This window comes from [Mycobacterium] stephanolepidis, from assembly GCF_002356335.1.
In the GTDB taxonomy this organism is placed as follows: domain Bacteria; phylum Actinomycetota; class Actinomycetes; order Mycobacteriales; family Mycobacteriaceae; genus Mycobacterium; species Mycobacterium stephanolepidis.
Genome location: NZ_AP018165.1, coordinates 3,747,478 through 3,768,960, shown reverse-complemented (window position 1 = coordinate 3,768,960; position 21,483 = coordinate 3,747,478). Strand labels below are relative to the sequence as shown.

Annotated in this window: 16 protein-coding genes; 8 read left to right on the top strand and 8 right to left on the bottom strand. The window is 63.9% G+C overall.

Annotated elements, in window-relative coordinates; genetic code table 11:
• Window positions 1–68: 68 nt before the first annotated feature.
• Both MSTE_RS18750 and MSTE_RS18745 read left to right on the top strand, forming a co-directional pair.
• The gene (locus MSTE_RS18750) at window positions 69–1,835 is read left to right on the top strand and encodes a glycerol-3-phosphate dehydrogenase/oxidase (protein WP_030096847.1); all 1,767 of its coding nucleotides are present in this window, start codon (window positions 69–71) and stop codon (window positions 1,833–1,835) included.
• Between the two features lie 19 nt (window positions 1,836–1,854).
• Window positions 1,855–2,748 carry a pseudouridine synthase gene (locus MSTE_RS18745; RefSeq protein ID WP_231896923.1) on the top strand — a complete coding sequence of 298 codons (894 nt, stop codon included), beginning with the start codon at window positions 1,855–1,857 and terminating at the stop codon, window positions 2,746–2,748.
• Here MSTE_RS18745 and MSTE_RS18740 read toward each other — a convergent pair.
• Genes MSTE_RS18740 through MSTE_RS18720 form a run of 5 tightly spaced genes read right to left on the bottom strand, consistent with a single transcriptional unit; the run spans window position 2,737 to window position 9,661 of the window.
• Entirely contained in the window at window positions 2,737–3,408 is a 672-nt protein-coding gene (locus tag MSTE_RS18740) for a hypothetical protein (RefSeq protein WP_096503506.1), read from the bottom strand. The two genes, MSTE_RS18745 and MSTE_RS18740, sit on opposite strands and share 12 nt — an antisense overlap.
• Window positions 3,405–4,007, bottom strand: coding sequence for a pyridoxamine 5'-phosphate oxidase family protein (locus MSTE_RS18735; RefSeq protein ID WP_096503504.1), 603 nt, complete (start codon window positions 4,005–4,007; stop codon window positions 3,405–3,407). The genes MSTE_RS18740 and MSTE_RS18735 overlap by 4 nt, the downstream gene beginning before the upstream one ends.
• A complete protein-coding gene (locus MSTE_RS18730; protein WP_096503502.1) occupies window positions 4,004–4,393 on the bottom strand; it encodes a VOC family protein in 390 nt (129 codons plus the stop codon). Before MSTE_RS18730 ends, MSTE_RS18735 begins: the two co-directional genes overlap by 4 nt.
• 10 nt (window positions 4,394–4,403) lie before the next feature.
• On the bottom strand, window positions 4,404–8,951 hold the full coding sequence (locus MSTE_RS18725; protein WP_096503500.1) for an ATP-dependent helicase: 4,548 nt from the start codon (window positions 8,949–8,951) through the stop codon (window positions 4,404–4,406).
• A 29-nt stretch (window positions 8,952–8,980) separates the two neighbouring features.
• Window positions 8,981–9,661 (bottom strand): TetR/AcrR family transcriptional regulator, encoded by a 681-nt coding sequence (locus tag MSTE_RS18720; protein ID WP_096503498.1) that lies wholly within the window; start codon window positions 9,659–9,661, stop codon window positions 8,981–8,983.
• Between the two features lie 151 nt (window positions 9,662–9,812).
• Here MSTE_RS18720 and MSTE_RS18715 point away from each other — a divergent pair, with 151 nt between their 5' ends.
• Window positions 9,813–11,204, top strand: a complete 1,392-nt coding sequence (locus MSTE_RS18715; RefSeq protein WP_096506087.1) for an SDR family oxidoreductase — start codon at window positions 9,813–9,815, stop codon at window positions 11,202–11,204.
• 22 nt (window positions 11,205–11,226) lie between these two features.
• Here the strand turns inward: MSTE_RS18715 and amaB are convergent, their stop codons facing one another.
• Both amaB and hglS read right to left on the bottom strand, forming a co-directional pair.
• Window positions 11,227–12,786, bottom strand: a complete 1,560-nt coding sequence (amaB, locus tag MSTE_RS18710) for an L-piperidine-6-carboxylate dehydrogenase (protein ID WP_096503496.1) — start codon at window positions 12,784–12,786, stop codon at window positions 11,227–11,229.
• Window positions 12,783–14,090 (bottom strand): 2-oxoadipate dioxygenase/decarboxylase, encoded by a 1,308-nt coding sequence (hglS, locus tag MSTE_RS18705; protein WP_096503494.1) that lies wholly within the window; start codon window positions 14,088–14,090, stop codon window positions 12,783–12,785. Before hglS ends, amaB begins: the two co-directional genes overlap by 4 nt.
• A 90-nt stretch (window positions 14,091–14,180) precedes the next feature.
• Between hglS and MSTE_RS18700 the strand changes: the two genes are divergently transcribed.
• Window positions 14,181–14,657, top strand: coding sequence for an Lrp/AsnC family transcriptional regulator (locus tag MSTE_RS18700; protein WP_096503492.1), 477 nt, complete (start codon window positions 14,181–14,183; stop codon window positions 14,655–14,657).
• A 125-nt stretch (window positions 14,658–14,782) separates the two neighbouring features.
• Window positions 14,783–16,081, top strand: coding sequence for an L-lysine 6-transaminase (gene lat / locus MSTE_RS18695; protein WP_231897124.1), 1,299 nt, complete (start codon window positions 14,783–14,785; stop codon window positions 16,079–16,081).
• Window positions 16,082–16,130: 49 nt separating this feature from the next.
• Here lat and MSTE_RS18690 read toward each other — a convergent pair whose 3' ends face one another.
• Entirely contained in the window at window positions 16,131–16,796 is a 666-nt protein-coding gene (locus tag MSTE_RS18690; protein WP_157997720.1) for a GAP family protein, read from the bottom strand.
• Between the two features lie 218 nt (window positions 16,797–17,014).
• Between MSTE_RS18690 and MSTE_RS18685 the strand changes: the two genes are divergently transcribed.
• From MSTE_RS18685 to MSTE_RS25595, 3 genes are all read left to right on the top strand, one after another.
• Window positions 17,015–18,277 carry a glycosyltransferase gene (locus tag MSTE_RS18685; protein WP_096503486.1) on the top strand — a complete coding sequence of 421 codons (1,263 nt, stop codon included), beginning with the start codon at window positions 17,015–17,017 and terminating at the stop codon, window positions 18,275–18,277.
• Between the two features lie 729 nt (window positions 18,278–19,006).
• Window positions 19,007–19,252 (top strand): hypothetical protein, encoded by a 246-nt coding sequence (locus tag MSTE_RS18680; protein ID WP_096503484.1) that lies wholly within the window; start codon window positions 19,007–19,009, stop codon window positions 19,250–19,252.
• 514 nt (window positions 19,253–19,766) lie between these two features.
• Entirely contained in the window at window positions 19,767–21,482 is a 1,716-nt protein-coding gene (locus MSTE_RS25595) for an MSCRAMM family adhesin SdrC (RefSeq protein ID WP_231896922.1), read from the top strand.
• Window position 21,483: the final 1 nt, after the last annotated feature.

The window sequence follows — 21,483 nt, the reverse complement described above, 5'->3', positions numbered from 1 at the left end:
TACCGGCCGGTAACGTGGCTTTCTGGAAGGACTCCGGGGCCCGGTAGTGGGCGTGGAAGGGAGCAGTCGTGAGTGACGCAACCAGCCCATCGGCGGGTGGACCCACATACACGTTCCTTGGACCACAGGCCCGTTCGCTGAACTGGGAGCGCCTGGGATCCGAGCAGTTCGATGTCATCGTGATCGGCGGCGGTGTGGTCGGCGCCGGGTCGGCTCTGGATGCCGCTACTCGCGGGCTGAAGGTGGCGTTGGTCGAGGCGCGTGACTTCGCGGCCGGCACGTCCAGCCGCTCCTCGAAGATGTTCCACGGCGGCCTGCGCTACCTCGAGCAGCTCGAATTCGGCTTGGTTCAGGAGGCATTGCGCGAGCGGGAGTTGTCGCTCTCGACATTGGCGCCTCATCTGGTCAAGCCGCTGCCGTTTTTGTTCCCGCTGACGAATCGGTGGTGGGAACGTCCCTACATTGCCGCCGGGATTTTTTTGTATGACCAGATGGGCGGCGCGAAATCTGTTCCCGCCCAGAAACATCTCACCCGTGCCGGCGCACTGCGGTTGGCGCCGGGACTGAAGCGCAACTCGCTCATCGGCGGTATCCGCTACTACGACACCGTGGTCGACGACGCTCGGCACACCATGAACGTGGCCCGGACGGCGGCGCATTACGGGGCCGTGGTCAGGACATCCACTCAGGTGGTCTCGCTGCTGCGTGAAGGTGATCGCGTCACCGGTGTGGTGGTGCGGGACACCGAGAACGGCGCCGAAACCGAGGTTCGCGGGCATGTCGTCGTCAATGCCACCGGGGTATGGACCGACGAGATTCAGGCGCTATCGCGTACCCGTGGCCGATTCCGGGTGACCGCTTCCAAGGGTGTGCACATCGTGGTGCCACGGGACAGAATCGTCAGCGAGGTGGCGATCATCCTGCGGACCGAAAAGTCGGTGCTGTTCGTCATCCCGTGGGGTAACCACTGGATTATCGGGACCACCGACACCGAATGGAATCTCGACCTGGCGCACCCGGCAGCCACCAAAGTGGATATCGACTACATTCTGGACAAGGTGAACACGGTGTTGGCAACGCCGTTGACGCACAACGATATCGATGGCGTCTACGCGGGATTGCGGCCGCTGCTGGCCGGGGAGGATGACGACACGTCGAAACTCTCCCGCGAGCACGCCGTGGCGGTCGCCGCTCCGGGGCTGGTGGCCATCGCCGGCGGCAAGTACACGACGTATCGCGTGATGGCCTCCGATGCCATTGACATGGCAAGCGAATTCGTGCCGGCGCGGGTGGCGCCCTCGATCACCGAAAAGGTGCCGCTGCTGGGCGCCGACGGATACTTCGCGCTGATCAATCAGACCGAACACGTCGGGGAGACCTACGGTCTGCATCCCTACCGGGTGCGGCACCTGTTGGACCGATACGGTTCGCTGATCGGCGAGGTGCTGGCCTGTGCGGGATCGGATCACAGCCTGTTGCAGCCGATCGCGAAGGCGCCGATGTATTTGAAGGTCGAGGCGCTCTACGCGGTGGCGGCCGAGGGTGCCCTGCACCTGGAGGACATCCTCGCCCGGCGTATGCGCATTGCCATCGAGTACCCGCATCGTGGTGTCGACTGCGCCCAGGAGGTCGCCGAGCTGGTGGCTCCGGTGCTTGGCTGGTCCGCGGAAGACATTGTGCGTGAGGTGGATACCTACCGTGCGCGGGTCGACGCGGAGGTACGTTCGCAACGTCAGCCCGATGATGCGTCGGCGGATGCGTTGCGGGTGGCCGCACCCGAGGCGCGGTCGTTCATCGTCGAACCGGTGACCGACGTATTGTCGCCGTCCAAGTAAGACGCGATAGGTTGCGCTGGTGAGCCCCAGAAGAAGGGCTCCAGAGCCGCCACTACCGCTGCGAGACGGCTTGGGGCCGGTGCGAATCCGCCTGCGAGAAGACGGACGAGTGGTTGACGAGCTGGTATCCCGATTCGGTTCGGACGCCGCCGACAAAGTGAGCCGTGGCGAGGTTGTCGACGCCACGGGTGCGCCGATCACCACTGATACGCGCCTGCGTTCGGGATCGGTGGTGTACACGTATCGCGACGTGGTCGTGGAAGTGCCCGTACCCTTCGCAGTCGACATATTGCACTGGGACGAAAATGTTCTGGTGGTCGACAAGCCGCACTTCCTCTCGACGATGCCGCGCGGGCGGCATGTCGTCGAGACAGCGCTGGTACGTCTGCGCAGGACGCTGGATCTGCCGGAACTGGCACCCGCACATCGCCTGGACCGGCTCACCGCGGGGGTGCTGCTGTTCACGGTGCGCCGCGAGGTCCGGTCCGCGTATCAATCGCTCTTTGCGCAGCGGCAGGTCGCCAAGATCTATGAGGCCTTGGCCCCCGTCGATCCCGGGCTGGCTCTGCCGGTCACGTTGCGGAGCAGGATCATCAAGCGGCGCAGCATCCTTCAGGCGGTCGAGGAGCCGGGTCCGGCGAACGCCGAGACCCATATCGAGCTGGCGGATCGCGATGGTTCGACGGGCAGATATCGTCTGACTCCGCGCACCGGGCAGACCCATCAGCTGCGGGTCCATCTGAACAGCCTGGGCATCCCGATCGTCAACGACCCGCTCTATCCGGACGTGCACGAGGTGGCGTCAGATGACTTCACGCATCCGTTGCAACTCCTGGCGCGCTCTTTGGCGTTCCGTGACCCGTTGACGGGCAAGGAAGTCCGGTACGAGTCGACGAGGACGCTAGGGCAGTGACGCTCGGAGATGTTCGGCGTAGTCCCGCAGATAGCGGCCCGGTAGATCTCTGGCCTTGTCGAGGTACTCGCGCAATAGGGTCTCGTCACCGACATACTCACTCAGACATTCCAAGCAGCCGATCTTGTGATGTTCTTCGTCGATCGTGCGCCAGGACTTTTCGATCAGCGACCGGATGCCCGGATATCCACCCTGTGCCAGGGAGATGAGCGCTAGGCGTTTGGTGTACTCGTCGGTGCTGTCGTAGAAGGCCAGCAGAACGGTTTCCGTATCTGCGTTGAGCGGTCCCAGCTTTCGGATGGAAGAAGCGAATTGGTATCGCGCGTCGTCGTATTCGACGCCCTCGATGGTTGCGGCCAGCCGGGCGAGTATCAGGAAGTCTTCTCGCTCAAGGTCGCCGAGGTTGGACAGGGTGGGCGTGTTCGACAGCCACGCGATCATCCGGCCGATATCCCAACCCCGAGCGATGAGATAGAGCAGGGCGGTCAGCTCGTCCTGGTTGAGCCGACCGACACCGCCGGTGGAGAGTAGCTCGGAGAAATGGGCCTCGACGTGCTTCCAGTGCGGATATCCGATTTCGTTGCCGGGATATTCCTGTAGCCAGTGCTTGAACCGTGTCGCGTGGGTCCGTAACACCCGATCAGCGGCGAGAGGGGTCACTGCGGTGCGGCTTCGAGGTCGGCAACCCGTGCGCGTAGTCGCTCTATCTCGGCGGTGAGCTCGGCCTCTCTCGCGGCGGCCTTCTCCTGATAGGCCTTGCCGAGATCGGACAGATACTGCTGGTCATAGCGGGGAATGATGCTGCGCGAGCAGTTCCAGTCGAATGCCTCCACGGTCACTTCGATCTCGCGGCGGGCGTCGTCGTGCACGGTGCCGCGGCCAAAAACCTTGAGGCGCTGCTTGCGCGGGTAATCGACGAAGAACATCGCCAGCCGATCGTCGGCGGCGAGGTTTCCGAGTGTCACGAATTGGTTGTTGCCCGGAAGATCGACGAACCGCACGGTGTTTCCGCGCAGATGGCGCACGAATCCCGCCGGACCGCTGCGGTATTGCAGATAGGGCCACCCCGTCGGGGTGACGGTGCCCAGGCAGAACTGAGTCGCCTCGGCGATCATCCGCAACTCACGCGATCCCAGATCGTCGGGGCCGTCATCCGGACGTTCCAGGTGTGTGCCGTAGGCGACGTAGCTGCCGTTGACTCGCTGTCGCTCGATCGCATCCGTGCCAAAGGCAATGTAGTGATAGTGGTTGTTGCTCATGGGTATACCGCGATCTCGATGAGGTTTCCATCGGGGTCTCTGCAGTAGTGCGATGTCATCTCGCCCAGCGCACCGATCTTGGTCACCGGCCCCTGCTCGATGTCAACCCCGCATGTCGCGAGATGCTCGCGAACCTCGGTGGGCGAGGCATCGGTGATGAAGCACAGATCATCGGACCCGGCTGCCGCGGCCAGGCCGGTGAACCACTCCTCCTGGGTCGCCGTGACTGGCCGTAGGTTGATCTTCTGAGTACCGAATGTCAGAGCCGTGCGGGCGGCGGGGCCGAAAGTCTCCCGAGTCATGCCGAGCACGCGCTGATACCAGGCCGCGGTGGTGTCCACGTCGGTGCAGTTGATCACGATGTGGTCGAACCGTGTCACCCTCATCGCTGTCTCCTCATCGGCGCACTCTCAGTCCCTTCGGCGTCCGTGCAAAACCGGCCTCCAGCAAGGCTGCGCTCACGGCAGACTCTCCGATGTCGAAGACCGATCTGCCATCGATCCTTTCGACCACCAGACCATCGAGTCCACCGTCGCGTACCAAATCCATCGTGCCCAACGCTGCGGCGTGCAGCATCGTGGGGTCGGTCACGAAGCTGAGCAGCGACTTGCCGCCCCTTTCGATGTACAGCACCAGAGTGCCATCGACGAGCGCCACGAGTGCCCCGGCCTTGCGGCCCGGTCGATGACCGGAATCGGACGCAGCGCGTGGCCACACCAGGGCCGCGCCGTACGGATTGGCCGGGTCGGTTGCCGCCAACACCGCCGCCCGATGCGGTGTGCGTTCGTCATCGACCGTGTCGAGGTACTCGCGCAGCCTGTCGACGGTCGAAGGGGAGGCGAACTGCGCACCTCCGAGTGATTCGACGAAATAGCCTCGGCGGCAGCGCCCGTTGTCCTCAAACGTCGACAACACCTTGTACAGCCAGGCGAAACCGCCCGCGACACCCTCCGCGACGACGCTGCCCTTGGTCACCACGCCATACCGTCCGAGCAGCAAATCGGCCTGTGTGTGTGAACGTTCGGTTCCGTCGGCAAGCCTCTCCGGGAGCAATGACCACCGGCCGGCGACCGCGGGATCGACCGGTGCTGCGGTGGGGATTGGGGTGTAGGCCCGCAACCGCGGAGCTCGCCGGTTCCGGTGCGTCGTACGCGATGTGGCGGCGGTGCCCAGCAGTGCTCGCAGCGGCGCAAAGGTGTCACCCGTCACCTGTCCGGCCCACACCAGATCCCATAACGCCCCGCGTGTGGCCCCTTCGCCGAACTGGCGGAAGAAGAATCCGCCGCCTGCGGTGAGGCCATCGAGGATCGCGCGGTGTGCCTCGCCGAGTACCACCGAATCCGGTGCGGCCAGCGTGGCCGGCGCGATCCCACTCGGATGCAAGGCGATCCAACCGTCCTGCGCGGTGATAGCGCCGTGTCCGGACCACACCGCCTCTCCGGAGGCCAGCAGCTCATCGAGCATCTGTGGCGAGTAGTCCCGCACCCTGCGCGCGAGAATCAGTGGCTCCCATGCGGATGCGGGTATCGGTACCCCGGCCAGCTGGTCGATGACGGTGGCGACGCCGTCGACGCCGCGCAGGCTGGAATCGAGGTACTGCCAATCGGGCAGGAACCGTGCGAATGCCGATGTGCTGACGGGCTCGACCTGCGCGCGCAGCGCCGCCAGGGAACGTCGGCGCAAAATCCGGAGAACCTCGGCATCGCACCACTGTTCAGAATCTGTTGCTTCGGAGGTGAATTCGCCACGCACCAACTGGCCACGGGCGGCCAGTGCCGCCAAGGCGTCGGCGGCAACACGCACACCGATACCGAAGCGTTCGGCGGCCTGGCCGGTGGTGAATGGGCCGTGCGTCCTGGCGTATCTGCCCAGCAGTTCACCGAGCGGATCGGCCGTCGCGTCGGTGAAGGCCGCGGGCACGCCCGGTGGCACCGGCACCCCGAGCGCGTCACGCAGCCGTGCCACATCCTCGACGGCGGCCCACCAGGCACGTTGCCCGTAGTGCGTCTCGATCACCCGGCGCGCGGTGACGAGCTCACGCAGCCAGTCGGCGCCCGCGCCGGAGCAGCGCGCGCGGACCTCTTCGGTGGTGATGGGGCCCAGGAGCCGGAACAGATCGGCGAGGCCTTCGGCGTCGCGGGCCTTGCGTTCCTCGACGAGGTGCTGCAGTTGTTTCTCGGTCGTCTCGATGACGGCGGGGTCGAGCAACTCGCGCAGCTCCACCCGTCCCATGAGCTCGGCGAGCAGACCGGTGTCCAGCGAGAGCGCGGCGGCACGTCGCTCGGCCAGGGGGCGATCCTCGTCGTACATGAATCCGCCGACATAGCTGAAAAGCTGAGCGGCCGCGAAGGGAGAAGGTACCTCGGTCTGAACCTCGACGATCCGGATCCGGCGCTGCTCGATACCCGACATCAACCGCACCAGGGTTCCGATGTCGTAAACGTCCTGCAGGCATTCACGTAACGCCTCAAGCACCATCGGGAAATCGGAATGCTTGCGTGCGACATCGAGCAGTTGTGCGGCACGCTGGCGTTGCTGCCACAGCGGTGTTCGGCGCCCGGGAGTTCGGCGTGGAAGGAGCAGAGCGCGCGCGGCGCATTCGCGGAACCGGGCCGCGAAGAGCGCAGATCCGCCGACCTCCCGCGTCACGATCGCCTCGATCTCCGCGGCATCGAAGACGAAAAGGCTTGCCCCGGGTGGATTGTCATCGGTATCGGGGAGTCGCACCACGATGCCGTCGTCGGTGGCCGTGGGTGACTCGCTGACCCCGTAGCGCTGTTGGAGCCGATCGGCGACGGCGAGCGCCAATGGGCCGTTGACCCGCAGCCCGTACGGCGAGTGCAGCACGATGCGCCAGTCGCCGAGTTCATCGCGGAATCTCTCGACGATCAGTGTGGTGTCGGTGGGGACGGCGCCTGTCGACTGCAGCTGGTCGGTGAGCAGCTTCCGTAGATTACCGATCGCGAAGTCATCGAATCCCACATCGGCACAACGCTTGTCGAATTCGTCGCTATCCGCCGCGGCCAACTTCCCGGTCAGGTGCCCCAGGGCCATACCCAGCTCGGCGGGTCGCCCCACGGAATCTCCGCGCCAGAACGGCAATCTGCCCGGTTGGCCGAAGGCCGGGACCACTATCACCCGTTCGTGGGTGATCTCGGTGATGCGCCAGCTGGTGGCCCCCAGGGAGATGACATCCCCCGGGCGTGACTCGTACACCATTTCCTCGTCGAGTTCGCCCACCCGTGAGGGCTTCTCACCCTCGGCACCGGCATACATGTACACCGTGAACAGGCCGCGATCGGGAATGGCGCCACCGGACGTGACCGCCAGCCGCTGCGCGCCGGGTCTTCCGGTGAGTGTTCCCTCGTCTCTGTCGTATACGACCCGCGGGCGCAGCTCGGCGAAATCGGTGGACGGGTACTTGCCGCTGAGCAGGTCGAGCACCGCGTCAAAGGCGCTGCGCGGCAGGGAGGTGAAGGGCGCACTGCGTCTGACCACGTCGAACCAGGTTTCGACGTCCAGTGGATCCAACGCACATGCGGCCACGGTGTGTTGCGCCAGGATGTCCAGCGGATTGGCGGGTACCTGCAGGGTTTCGATATCGCCGTCGAGCATGCGGCGGACCGTGACCGCGCATCCCAGCAGATCGGTGCGGTGTTTCGGGAACAGAACACCTCTGGAGATCTCGCCCACCTGGTGCCCGGCCCGACCGATGCGTTGCAGTCCGCTGGCCACCGATGGTGGCGCCTCTACCTGAACCACCAGATCCACGGCGCCCATATCGATTCCGAGCTCGAGGCTGCTCGTGGCCACCACGCATCTGAGCCGGCCGGTCTTGAGGTCGTCTTCGATGTTCGCGCGCTGCTCCTTGCTGACCGAGCCATGGTGCGCCCGGGCCAGCAAGGGTGCGGCACCGTAGGTCTGCCCGCTGCCCATGATGTGCGCCGGGGGACCTCCGGGTACGCCCGGATTGGCCACCGGGGCAAGATCCACACCCAGACGTTCGGCGTTAATCTCGTTGAACCGGGCGGTGAGCCGCTCGGCGAGGCGTCGCGAGTTGGCGAAGACGATGCTCGAGCGGTGCGCCTCGATGAGGTCGACGATGCGCTGCTCGACATGCGGCCAGATCGTGTTGGCGCCCGCGTTCGAGGCCTCCGCGTCGGGGTAGGTGTCGGGGGCGCTCATATCCGAAACGGGCACCACCACCGACAGGTCGAAGGTCTTCGGGCTGGCGGGAGCGACGACGTTGGCCGGGGCGCGACCGGACAGGAAGCGGGCGACCTCGGCCGCGGGTTTTACCGTCGCCGATAGGCCAATTCGCTGTGCCGGCCGGGAAAGACGCTCGTCCAGCCGCTCGAGCGAGAGCGCGAGATGCGCGCCGCGTTTGGTTCCGGCCACCGCGTGAACCTCGTCCACGATGACGGTGGTGACTGCTCCCAATGTCTCGCGTGCAGCCGAGGTCAGCATCAGGAACAGTGACTCGGGGGTGGTGATGAGGATGTCCGGGGGAGAGGAGATCAGCGCGCGGCGGCGTTGTCCGGGGGTGTCGCCCGAGCGCACCCCGATCGTGATGGAGGGCTCGGGCAGGCCCATCCGCTGTGCGGTGCGGGCAATCCCGGCAAGGGGCGCGCGCAGGTTCCGCTCGACATCGACGGCGAGCGCCTTGAGCGGCGAGATGTACAGGACCCGGGTTCCGCGCCGAGCCGGAGCCGCACCGCCGGCGATATTCAGCTCGGGGTCGGCACCGGCCAGGGTGTCGATGGCCCACAGGAATGCCGCGAGGGTCTTGCCGGACCCCGTAGGGGCGATGACGAGGGTGTTGTCTCCGTTGGCGATGGATTGCCATGCACCGGCCTGCGCCTGGGTGGGAGCCGGGAATGATTCGGCGAACCATTCCCGGGTGGGTGCCGAGAACCGGGCGAGTGGACCGGACTCGCTGCTCATCGGACCATCGTGCCAACAGGGGCCGACAATTAATCGGCACCCATGAGGTCCACCACTGCTTTCGGGATGTTCGGTACCCGCCGCACGGCGTCGATCATGGCGTGCGCGGAGGTATCGGCCAGCCAGTTGACGTCCAGGTCCGGGGTGATGGCCCGTTGGCGTGCCAGTTCCTGGTTGAAGGTAAGCCAGGCCCGGATGACCACGCGCAGGATGGTGACAAGATCCGGGGTCAATTCATCGCCGGCGACATGTTCGACGACGGCCATGATGCGGTCGGTCTGCTTGTCGTATTCCTGCTGCTCAATGGCCGCGACAGTGGGATCGGCAGAATCGATCATGCGGAACACGGTCACCGGCGCGTAGGGATGCTCCTCCTGGTAGTGCAGGTACACCAGAAGGGTGCGCCGGAGCCGCTCGAAACCGGAGAGAGCCGGATCCATGTCCAGCGAGATGGTGGCGTCGTAGAGCCTGTCGTACTCGGCCTGCATCACCGCGGTGTAGAAAGAGCGCTTGTCGGGAAAGTAGCGGTATAGCAGCGCTCGTGAGACGCCCGCCTGCTCAGCTACCTCATCCATGCGGACGTCGTCATAGTGACGTTCACCGAATAGTTGCGTACCGAACTCCAGTAGCTCGGCACGTCGGTCCTCGGGGGTGAGCCGCCGACGGGGCGATGAGCCGCTCGGGCGAACTGCATCGGAGTCGTCGGTCATCCAGCAGATTTTACTAGGCAGCAGGGTCGCGGTTGGCCCGATCGGTGCGTACGGACCATGGGCAGACGGCCTCCATCTCATCTGCTATTACGAGAACTGCCGGCCTCCTAACTACACTGCGTCGGTGGCTAAGCACATCGACCCCGAGGACATGGCCGTCTTTGGGCGTGTCCTGGATCAGGCCGCCGCGCTTGCACCCGATCATCCCGATTCGATTGCCGTGCAACGCGGCGTCGCCAAACTTTTCAAAATCCTCAAGAGGCAGCGCCGCCGGCAGGCGCGCCAGGCGGAGCTGGAAGCCGACCGTGCGGTGATCGGGGCCACCGCAACCGGATCGGCCGATCGGATCGATGACGAGACGGCAGGACTGCCGCTGCGTGGGGGTGACGCCGTCGGGACGCTGCGGCGTCCTCAGCATTGCTACATCTGCAAGGTCAGATATACCGAGATCGACGCATTCCACCATCAACTGTGTCCGGATTGTGCGCCTGCCAACAGGTCCCGGCGCGACCAGCGCACCGACCTGACCGGTCGGCGGGCCGTGCTGACCGGTGGCCGCGCCAAGATCGGGATGTACATCGCCCTGATGTTGTTGCGCGACGGGGCCAGCCTCACGATCACCACCCGATTCCCGCGGGACGCGGCGCGCAGATTCGCCCAGCTGCCCGATGCTGCGAGTTGGCTCGATCGGCTGAGCATCGTGGGTATCGACCTGCGTGACCCCGCCCAGGTGGCTCGTTTCGCCGATGAAGTTGCCGCGCAGGGACCGTTGGACATTCTGATCAATAATGCCGCCCAGACGGTTCGTCGCAGCCCGGGCTCCTACACGTCCTTGGTCGACGCAGAACAGGCGCCTCTCAGTGGAGCCGCTGCACGTGTTCCGATTACGGCGATGGGAGATTCCAGCGAGCTGCATCCGCACACCCTGGCGCTGGGAGAGGGTTCCGAGGCTGCGGCACACTCGCTGGTGTCGTTGGCCCTGACCGCCGGCTCGGCCACGCCGGAACGGATCGTCGACGGCACCGCCGTGGACGCCGGTGGGCTGTTACCCGACCTCGTCGACACCAACAGCTGGGTGCAGACGGTCGACCAGATCGACCCGCTGGAACTGCTTGAGGTTCAACTGTGTAACAGCGTCGCGCCGTTCATTCTGTTGTCCCGGCTCCGGCCCGCGATGCGTGCCTCGACGGCCCGGCGCAAGTACGTGGTGAACGTATCGGCGATGGAGGGCAACTTCTCGCGTGGTTACAAGGGGCCGGGACATCCGCACACGAACATGGCCAAGGCCGCGCTGAACATGCTGACCAGGACCAGTGCGGGTGAACTGTTTTCCGAGGGCATCCTGATGACCGCGGTCGACACCGGCTGGATCACCGATGAGCGTCCGCACACCAGCAAGATGCGTTTGGCGCAAGAAGGATTCCGGGCGCCGCTGGATCTGGTGGACGGCGCGGCCCGGGTTTACGACCCGATTGTTCAGGGGGAGCGTGGCGTCGATCTGTACGGCTGCTTCCTGAAGGACTTCCAGCCCCACCCCTGGTAGTCCATCCGATCAGCCCGTCCGATCAGCCGAAGTGCACGCCTTGGGCCAAGGGCAGCTCGGTGGAGTAGTTGACGGTGTTCGTGGCACGTCGCATGTATGCCTTCCATGAGTCGGAGCCGGACTCGCGGCCACCGCCCGTCTCCTTCTCTCCACCGAACGCCCCGCCGATCTCGGCGCCCGAGGTACCGATGTTGACGTTCGCGATTCCACAGTCGGATCCGTCGGCGGCCAGAAAACGCTCGGCCTCGCGCATGTCCAGGGTGAAGATCGCCGAGGAAAGGCCCTGGGGCACCGCGTTGTTCAGCGCGATCGCCTCGTCGAGGGTGTCGTAACCGAGCACGTACAGAATCGGGGCGAAGGTCTCCCGGTGTACGACGTCACCCTGTTCGGGCATCCGCACCACGGCCGGGGTGACGTAGTAGGCGCCGTCACCCAGCTCTCGACGTTCGCCGCCGATGACCGTTCCGCCCTGCGCGCGGGCGGTTTCCAGTGCGTCCTGCATATCGCGGAACGATTTTTCGTTGATCAGTGGGCCTATCAGGGTCTGCTCGGCGAATGGATCGCCGACCGGAAGCTGCCCGTAGGCATTCACGATGCGTTCGACCAGCGCGTCGGCGACCGAGTGGTGAACGATCAACCGCCGCAGGGTGGTACAGCGCTGGCCCGCGGTGCCCGCGGCAGAGAACACGATTCCGCGCACCGCAAGATCCAGGTCCGCCGAGGGCGTCACGATGGCGGCGTTGTTACCGCCCAACTCGAGCAGCGACCGACCGAAGCGGGCGGCTACCCGCGGGCCCACCTGTTGGCCCATCCGTACCGAACCTGTCGCACTCACCAGCGCGACGCGGGGATCGTCGACGAGTTGCTCGCCGACCTCACGGCCGCCCTGGATCAGTCGGCTGACCTCCGGCGGTGCGCCCACATCGGCGGCCGCGCGGTCTAAAAGTGCTTGGCAGGCAACGGCAGTCAGCGGTGTCAGCTCGGACGGCTTCCACACCACGGTGTCGCCACAGACGAGGGCGATCGCGGTGTTCCACGACCACACGGCGACCGGGAAGTTGAACGCGGAAATGACTCCGACCACACCCAGTGGATGCCAGGACTCCATGAGTCGATGCCCGGCACGCTCGGAGGCCATCGTCTTGCCATACAGCTGCCGGGACAGCCCGACCGCGAACTGGCAGATGTCGATCATCTCCTGGACCTCGCCGAGTGCCTCCGAGACAATCTTTCCGGCCTCGATGGTCACCAACTCGGCCAGATCCTTCTTGTGCTCCGTCAGCAGCTCGCCGAGACGGGCCACCAATGCGCCGCGCACGGGCGCCGGGGTGCTGCGCCATTGCGAAAATGCCTGGGCGGCTTCGGCGATGGCGCTATCGACGTCCTCCGTCGAGCTGGCCGCGAGCGTGAAAAGCGTGTCACCGGTGATGGGGGTGCGGACCGTCACGCCGCCATCTTCTTCCGCCTCTGTGCTCAGTTCTACGTCGGCGCCGATCCAGCGCAACGCGTTCTGGGCACGCGCGCGCAACTCGTCGGCGGACGGCAGCACCTCGGGGGATGAGGTAGGCAGTGTGGTGGTCATCGATCGGCTCCTATCGTGAGGTCAGATTGTGCGGCGATGGCGGCGTAGAGCGCGTACGGGTCGTGGATGTCCCGGGCTATGGCGCCCGACATCCAATCCTTCGAATAGTCGGCGGCGTAATCGTCGGCGCCATCCCCGTACGCGCCGTCGTCATCGAGATTGGACCGGAATATCCCGGCGGCCGAACGCGGCAGGAAATCTTCGTACACGATGGGGGTGTGCACGATCTCACCGTCGGCGCCGACATCGGTACGGAAGTATGCGAGCTCCTGCTCGGCCAAACCGGCCTCGGTATCGGGAAAGTGATCGGCCCAAATAGATGCGGCCCGTTCGGGATCTGCCTGTGCGGTATCGATGGCGATCATCGCGGCGTCGTAGCGAGTGCGACCTGTGGGGGTGAGGGCTATGCCCCGTGCCTCGACTTCGCCGAACCGGACCCGCAGCGTGTCGCTGGCCACGGTGCCGTCAGGCATGAGGAAACGGCGCGGCTCGGCCAGCGCCCGGAATGAGGTCTGCCGCAGGAGAACATCGGGTCCGTGCCAGCGCGGTGGCCCCTGGATCGCGTCGATCATGGTGATGCCGCGCGCCATCATCCGCCGGTACAGGTCATCGATATCGAGCACGCGCGGTGTCAGATGGTTGATGTGTGTGCCGCCCACGCCGGCGATATCCGCGGCGACCGGCGAGACCGCGGAAAGTTCGTCATACCAGGCACGGTCGATGGGGGCGGTGTACAGCGCGAACGACTTCACGGCCTCTCGGATGAAGTCCTCGGCCTGCGCCGGGGTGGCTCCGCCCGCGGTGCTGATCAGTCGCGCGTGGGCCAGCAGGGCCGGATCGAACAGCTCTCGCCGTTGTACGAAGTGATCCACGCGCGTGCGCAGTTCCGCATCGAAGAATCGGCGGTCAGCGGTCGCAAGCATTGAGGTGAACACTCGGAAGGGGTTGAGTGCCAACTCTTTTTCATCGATAGGTCGGAATGCTGTCGAGACCACCGGCACCGGCGACGCGGCGTCACGCAGGTCGTAGAAGTCGACGGGATACATCCCGAACGCTTCGAACAGGTCGGCGACGGCGGCGAGTTCTCGTGGGCTGCCCACTCGGATCGCGCCGTGGCGCTCGGCGGTCACGCGCTCAATCGAGCCGAGCCGCTCGGCATCCGGATGTGTTGTGGCGTAAGTCTGGTTCACCTCGGTGCTGACGTCGACCAGCGTGTTGTACGCGGGAACTTCCGTCCCATACATTCGGGACAGTGCCGCTGCGAAACCTGCGCGCAGTTCCCAGCAGGGGATGAGATCGGTCATCGAATTCGTCCTGTAGTTGTTCTCACAGTTGACGTGATTGGCCTGCGTAAGTTCGTTCCTTGTGGTCCGCGGTCGCGGTACTCTGCCCACGTGACTGCGGATTCTGAGAGAACGCCCGAGCGTCCGCTTGACGACGTCGACCGAATTCTGGTGCGCGAGTTGGCTCGCGATGGCCGGGCGACCCTTGCGCATCTGGCGGCAAAAGCCGGGCTGTCGATCTCTGCAGTGCAAACTCGTGTGCGGCGGCTGGAATCTCGCGGCGTTCTCACCGGGTATGCGGCCCGGGTGAATCCGGAGTCGGTGGGCCAACTGCTCTCGGCGTTCGTGGCAATCACCCCTCTCGATCCTTCTCAACCCGATGATGCTCCGGCACGGCTTGAGCGCATCGACGCCATCGAGTCGTGCCACTCGGTGGCGGGCGAGGAAAGCTACATCCTCCTGGTGCGGGTGCCCTCGCCGCGTGCGCTCGAGGAGCTGCTGCAGTTGATCCGCACCACAGCCAACGTTCGCACGCGAAGCACCATCATCTTACAAACTTTTTACGATGGTCGCCAGCTAGTGCCGTAAATATTCTTGTATTGACGTAGAGAAGTCGTAAATACTCCGTTAGAGTGGGTCTTATGACCGCACTCATGTTCCCGGGGGCCCACGTAGGCTCCACGACCGATGACGAGGCAACGCGTCCGGACCCGGTGACACCGGATCGGGTGCATGAGGTGCTGCGGCGCAGCATTCTGGCCGACGGAATGGACCTCGTGCTCGACCTGGAGCGTTCGCATGGGGCGCATCTGGTGGATGCGCGCGATGGGACCACCTATCTCGACATGTTCACGTTCTTCGCGTCGTCGGCGCTGGGGATGAACCACCCGATGCTTGCCGAGGACGGCGAGTTCCGTGCCGAACTGACCCGGGCCGCCATCAACAAGCCGAGTAATTCGGATATCTATACCGTCGAGATGGCGCGGTTCGTCGACACTTTCGCGCGTGTGCTCGGTGACCCGGCTCTTCCGCACCTGTTTTTCGTCGACGGCGGAGCATTGGCGGTGGAGAACGCACTGAAGGTGGCATTCGACTGGAAGAGCCGCTGGAACGAGGCGCACGGAATCGATGCGGCCCTGGGCACCAAGGTATTACACCTGCGTGAGGCCTTCCATGGGCGTAGCGGCTACACCATGTCGCTGACGAACACCGATCCCAACAAGGTGGCGCGGTTCCCCAAGTTCGACTGGCCGCGCATCGACGCGCCGTACCTGCGCCCCGACGCCGATGTCGAAGAGCTGGAGGCTGCGGCGCTGGCGCAGGCCCGACGTGTGTTCGCCGAAAATCCTCACGAAATAGCATGTTTCATCGCCGAGCCGATCCAGGGTGAGGGTGGAGATCGTCATTTCCGACCCGACTTTTTCCACGCCATGCGCGCGCTGTGTCACGAGAATGATGCCCTGTTCGTCTTCGACGAGGTGCAGACCGGCTGTGGACTCACCGGAACGGCCTGGGCATTCCAACAGCTGGGCGTGACTCCCGATATCGTGGCGTTCGGCAAGAAGACGCAGGTGTGTGGAGTCATGGCAGGCGGTCGTGTTGATGAGGTCGCCGACAATGTCTTCGCCGTCAGCTCACGCATCAACTCCACCTGGGGCGGAAACCTGGTGGACATGGTGCGCTCTCGCCGCATCCTGGAAGTGATTGAGTCGCAGCGGCTTTTCGGCAACGCGGCTCGGATGGGCGAGTACCTACTGGACCGTCTGCAGACCCTGGCGTTGCGGCACGGCGAGATCGGCGACGTGCGGGGACGCGGGCTGATGTGCGCGTTCAGCCTGCCGACCACGCAGGAGCGCGATCATCTGGTGGAGCGGCTGTGGTCGCAGGAGCGTGTGATCCTGTTGCCCAGTGGCAAGAACAGTGTCCGGTTCCGTCCGCCGCTGATCGTCAGTGCCGAGGAGATCGACGCCGCAGCGGCCGCGGTGTCTAGGGTGTTGTCTCACCGGGTATAGAGGGATGCATTCGGTGTGTGCATTGGTCAGCACCTCTGCGCTGCCGACGTCATATTCCGATTATTGCGGTGGTGACCAATAGGCCACCCACGACGGCGGCAATGCCGACAACCGTGTGTCGTCGATATATCTCAGCCCAGGTGTGTACCCGCAGCATCACCTCACGGGTTCCCGATGGCATGAATAGGTAACTGATCAACGGAATTTCCACGATCGTGAAGGCGATACAGGTGAACAGCAGCACGGCCCCGATTTGGGCGCTTGCGGTTGCTTTGGAGACCAGGACGGCGGCCAGCACAGCCAAGTATTCCCATGGAGTCGCCATTCCCAGCCCTGCCGCGAAAGCAATCCACAGTGACCTGCCGCGGAGTGGGCCACCGGTGCGTATGTGCTTCCCGGATAACTTCCTCGAGTGGCGGAGGCGCCGCGTCCATCGTGCTGCCATGAGGAGCACAAGAACTCCGATGGACAGCTGAAGGTAGCGGGCAGGCGGTGTCGCAGCGATGTCCGTTATGCCATGTAAGATCCCCAACGCGTAACTCCTCAGCACGGCGAGCACAAGTATGCCCAGACTGAAGGCCATAGCCAGTCCGCCTATCCAGAATGCCAACGCATTGAGAATCGGCCGCGGCCTGGAAAAGAGCAGTAAGGCAACACCGATCCGTAGGGGATCGGCTGCCGCAAGTAGGGCCAGCACCAAAATTGCACCCCACATGGTGGACCAGGTTACTAGCGCGAACGTGTCACGGCGAAACGGATCTTCGAACATAGTTTGCGGTGAGAAAGTCTGTCGCTTAGATAGGCAATTGTCGAGTCGCGCATGCGGGCTTGGGCCGATATGTTTCACCCATCTTGTTCAAGCTCTTCTGTTGGTCGGGAAATTAGTTGGGGATGTGATGGCATGAACATGCAACAAAAAAGCGGCGTGACGACATGAGGTTTGCCCTAGCGGTCCACGGAACCCGCGGCGACGTCGAACCGTGCGCTGCGGTCGCACTTGAGCTGCGCCGCCGGGGGCACGACATCGCGATGGCCGTTCCACCCGATCTCATCGGGTTCATTGAGTCCGCGGGACTGACCGCGGTGGCCTACGGACCCCATTCCCAACAGCAGATGGAAGAGGACTTCTTTCGTGAATTCTGGAGCGTACGGACATGTGGGAGCTTTGCACGCAGAGCCCGTGAGTACGTCACCCGCGGCTGGGACGCGATGAGCCTCACGGTGACCGAGCTTGCCCAGGGCGCTGATCTGGTCCTCACGGGAACGACCTACCAGGAGGTCGCCGCCAATGCGGCTGAGCACCACGGCGTTCCCTTCGCGGCGCTGCATTACTTTCCTTTGCGCCCCAATGGCCGCCTGTGGCCACAGCTGCCCTCGCTACTGAATCATGCTGTTGTCACGGCATTTTCGTGGATACATTGGAGGTTGATCGAGAAATCAGACTCAGCGCAGCGCAAACAACTGAATCTCTCGTGCTCAGTTGGTCCGTCCTATCGGCAGCATCTTCGACGCGGCGCGCTGGAGATCCAAGCCTATGACTCCGTCTTCTTCCGCGGGTTGTCGGACGACTGGTGCAGGAGGCGGCCGTTCGTCGGGGGGCTCACCCTCGGATTGGCGACATCAACCGACCACGAAGTCGATTCGTGGATATCTTCAGGACCACCACCTATTTACTTCGGATTCGGCAGCATGCCGGTCGAGTCGCCCACCACGATGATCGCGATGGCGGCCGAGGCGTGCCGGCAACTGGGGCTGCGTGCACTCATCAGCTGTCCCGCGGCGGCAGCTAGCGATCTCACAGCGGTGCAGTCAGAGGGTGTAAAAATCGTTGGTGTCGTGAATCACTCGGAGGTCTTTCCGCGATGCCGGGCTATTGTCCACCATGGTGGCGCAGGCACCACTACCGCCGCGTTGCGGGCGGGGATACCAGCGCTGATCTTATGGTTCGGAGCCGATCAGCCGATTTGGGCGGCCCAGGTGGAAACTCTGGGCGTGGGTTCGGCGCAACGCTTCTCGAATGTCACAGTACCGTCATTGGTCGCACGGCTCCGGTCCGTTCTCACCCCGGAATGTGCTGCACGGGCTCGCTTCACCGCGATGCAGATGACAGATGCCGGAATGAGTGTCAGCACCACCGCCGACCTTTTGGAGGACACGGCCTGCCGCAGCGCACGTCAGCGTGGTCGCACCGGGTAGGGCGCTTTCACCCCACCAGCGTGACGGGCCGTGCAGACAGTCGGCGCGCGCCGACTGCGGGTGCGATGCTCAGCGCCCGCGCGGTAGGCGGCTGCGGTGATGTCGGTGTCCGATCCTTTCTGCGGCTTCGAGTAGTCGTTGAGTGGTGCCTAGAAGTTTCGGCACGGGAACAGGAGTATTTTCCGTGACAAGCAGATACCCCGTATCGGACATATCGGCGCGCGGGGCTAAGCGGTCCCTATCTGTCTTGGGCGGCGGGGGTGGCCACACCCTGGACATCGACTATCGCGTAGATCGCCTCTCGCGGTCGTCTGACCTTGGCTCGGTGCGCTGTTGAACAAAGATCGCCGTCGGCTAGTGCTGCCCCGATTCTAGTGCTTTGACGGACACAACCAAGAAATTAGGCTGACCGTTACCGTGTTGGGGCGCACGTGATCGCGGATCGATCCGGCTAGCTGCGCTGCAGCCTATACCGACTCGTCCGATCCGACGAACGAGTGAACGTGGCTCGCTTCGCTGTTGTGCGGCGTTGCCGGATGCTGCCGCTGCCTGGTCTCGACCAATACGCTGGTTTACCGATGTGTCGATCCACACCGCGATGCTGCGAGGACCCCGAATCCGGGGATCTGGTGCAGGCGGACATCACGAAGCTCGGGCGCATCCCCGGCGGTGGTAGAAGCCGCAAGCTGGGACGCTATGCGGGGCGGGGTATCTCGGCTAGGGCCGGGTATGCGTACGGGCATCTCGCTGTCGCTGATCGCTCCCGATCGACTCACCGAGGTCCTCGACGAGGAACGCAAGGATACTGCTGCTGAGTTTCTGGAGACGAGCGAATATTTCTTCGTCGAGTGCGGAATCACGGTCAAACGCATGCTAGCGAATATCGGAAACGGTTACTGTTCACCAGATTGCCCTAAATCCCCGAGCACTCAGGGCAGCCGTAAGCGGATCCGCCTGTATCGTGAAGTCGAGTGATTCAATCGCACTCTGGCCGCTGAATGTGCCGATGACCGGACCGCCCTGTCTGACGCTGATCGGCCAGCGGATTCATCGAACTTCCTGCGTGTGTTTAGACATGACACTCCTGATGGTCCCTGCCCTCTGGATTCCTGGGGAGTGGCGACCGCGGAACTTCGTTATGAAGCCTCGGAGGTTTCCAGCCTGTTTCGACATCCCGCCAACGGGACTGTTTACGTGACGGGAGATTAATTCTGGGCGAACGTGTGTCTTTGTGGCGCTTCTGGGCTCGCGGTTCGGGTGCGATCTTTGGCATCCTCATCCCTAGTGGGATGTCAGTTTTGCGGTTCGCGTTTGCCATCCAGGTCGGGTGTTTACGGAAAAGGATGTTTCTAAGATGCCGCGTTCTCTTCGTAGTCTAGGTATTGATGTTGTCCTCACAGCTCTGCTGCCTGTTGCGGTAGTGGCTTCGGTCGGTTTGGCGAGTGTTGATAGCTCCGTTGCCGGAAATTCCGGCCGTAGATCGTTAATTATGTTAGTAGACAGTACATCTGATTCATCTGAAGCTGGCGGGAAGTCGGGGCCTTCTGAGGCGAAGTCCAAGGCTGAGGCGAAGACTGGGGTTAGGCCCGGTACTGAGGCGAAGACTGAGGCGAAGACTGAGGCGAAGACTGGGGTTAGGCCCGGTACTGAGGCGAAGACTGGGGTTAGGCCCGGTACTGAGGCGAAGTCCAAGGCTGAGGCGAAGACCGAGGCGAAGACCGAGGCGAAGACTGAGGCGAAGACTGAGGCGAAGACTGAGGCGAAGACCGACGCGAAGACCGACGCGAAGACCGACGCGAAGACCGAGGCGAAGACCGAGGCGAAGACCGAGGCGAAGACCGAGGCGAAGACCGAGGCGAAGACCGAGGCGAAGACCGAGGCGAAGACCGAGGCGAAGACCGACGCGAAGACCGACGCGAAGACCGACGCGAAGACCGACGCGAAGACCGACGCGAAGACCGACGCGAAGACCGACGCGAAGACCGAGGCGAAGACCGACGCGAAGACCGACGCGAAGACCGACGCGAAGACCGACGCGAAGACCGACGCGAAGACCGACGCGAAGACCGACGCGAAGACCGACGCGAAGACCGACGCGAAGACCGACGCGAAGACCGACGCGAAGACCGACGCGAAGACCGACGCGAAGACCGACGCGAAGACCGACGCGAAGACCGACGCGAAGACCGAGGCACCAGCGACTGATTCGGGTGTTGCTGTTGGTGTGAAGCCTGGGTTGGTGGTCGAGTCGGAGTCGGAGTCGGCCAAGAAGCCGAGCGTGAAGGCTGGGGCTGTCGAGCTTGGCGGGCAGGCTTTGGTCGGGCAGGGACGTTCCGACGGGGCGAGGTTGGGTGCGCTTATCGGTGCCGGTATTGGCGACTCGGTGAATGCGCTTGTTGGTGTTACGGGTATTACCAATGATGTTGCCGCTCAGCGTGCATTGCGTTCGGGCTTCATGACCGTGGGTTCTGCGCTAGGCGCTGAGCTTGGTGCTGCTCTGGGTGGCACGACTGAGGGCGCCATTGCAGGTTTGTCCCAGTGGAATCCGAATGTTGATGTGCCAAAAAATATTTCGCAGGTTCTCTGGAAAGCGCAGTCGGGCGCTTCTGCGGCGACTGCGGGTGGTGACGTACGCATCAGAGGGTCCGTGATCGAGACGATCGACGGTACGTTCCCGGTTCTTGGCGCCTCGGCAGGCAAGTTGGTGGGTGCGACGGTCGGTGCGAGTGTCGGCGCTTCTGCAGCAACTTTGCTGAGTACGATAGGTGCTGCCAGTGTGGTGGGTCTGCCGGTGACGACCGCTGTCAGTTATGAGGTGACGCGTGCAAGCATTCGGTTCTTCACATCTGTGGGCGGTGATTTGGGAACTGCTCTCGGGGCCGGGGCTGCTGGCGCGGCTATTTCTGTTCTCGATGGATCGGCAGCGACAGGCGGAATACCAAGTGTCGTTGACAGTATTCAGGTGCACGCCGCTAAGGGGAGTCCTCTAGCGGCGGCCCTGCTCTCGGGTTCGGCTTCGCGGATCGGCTCTGGCGTGGGGGCGATGGTCGGCACAGCGACTACGACGACGGTCGCGGGGACAATGACCGACGTAGGCATGTCCGGGAGCCTGGTGGATCATACGAGCCAGACGATTGGTGCGCTTGTGGGTAACGCTGTGGGCGGTGCTGTTGAAACAGTGCTGAAGCCGTATGCGCAGCCGTAGG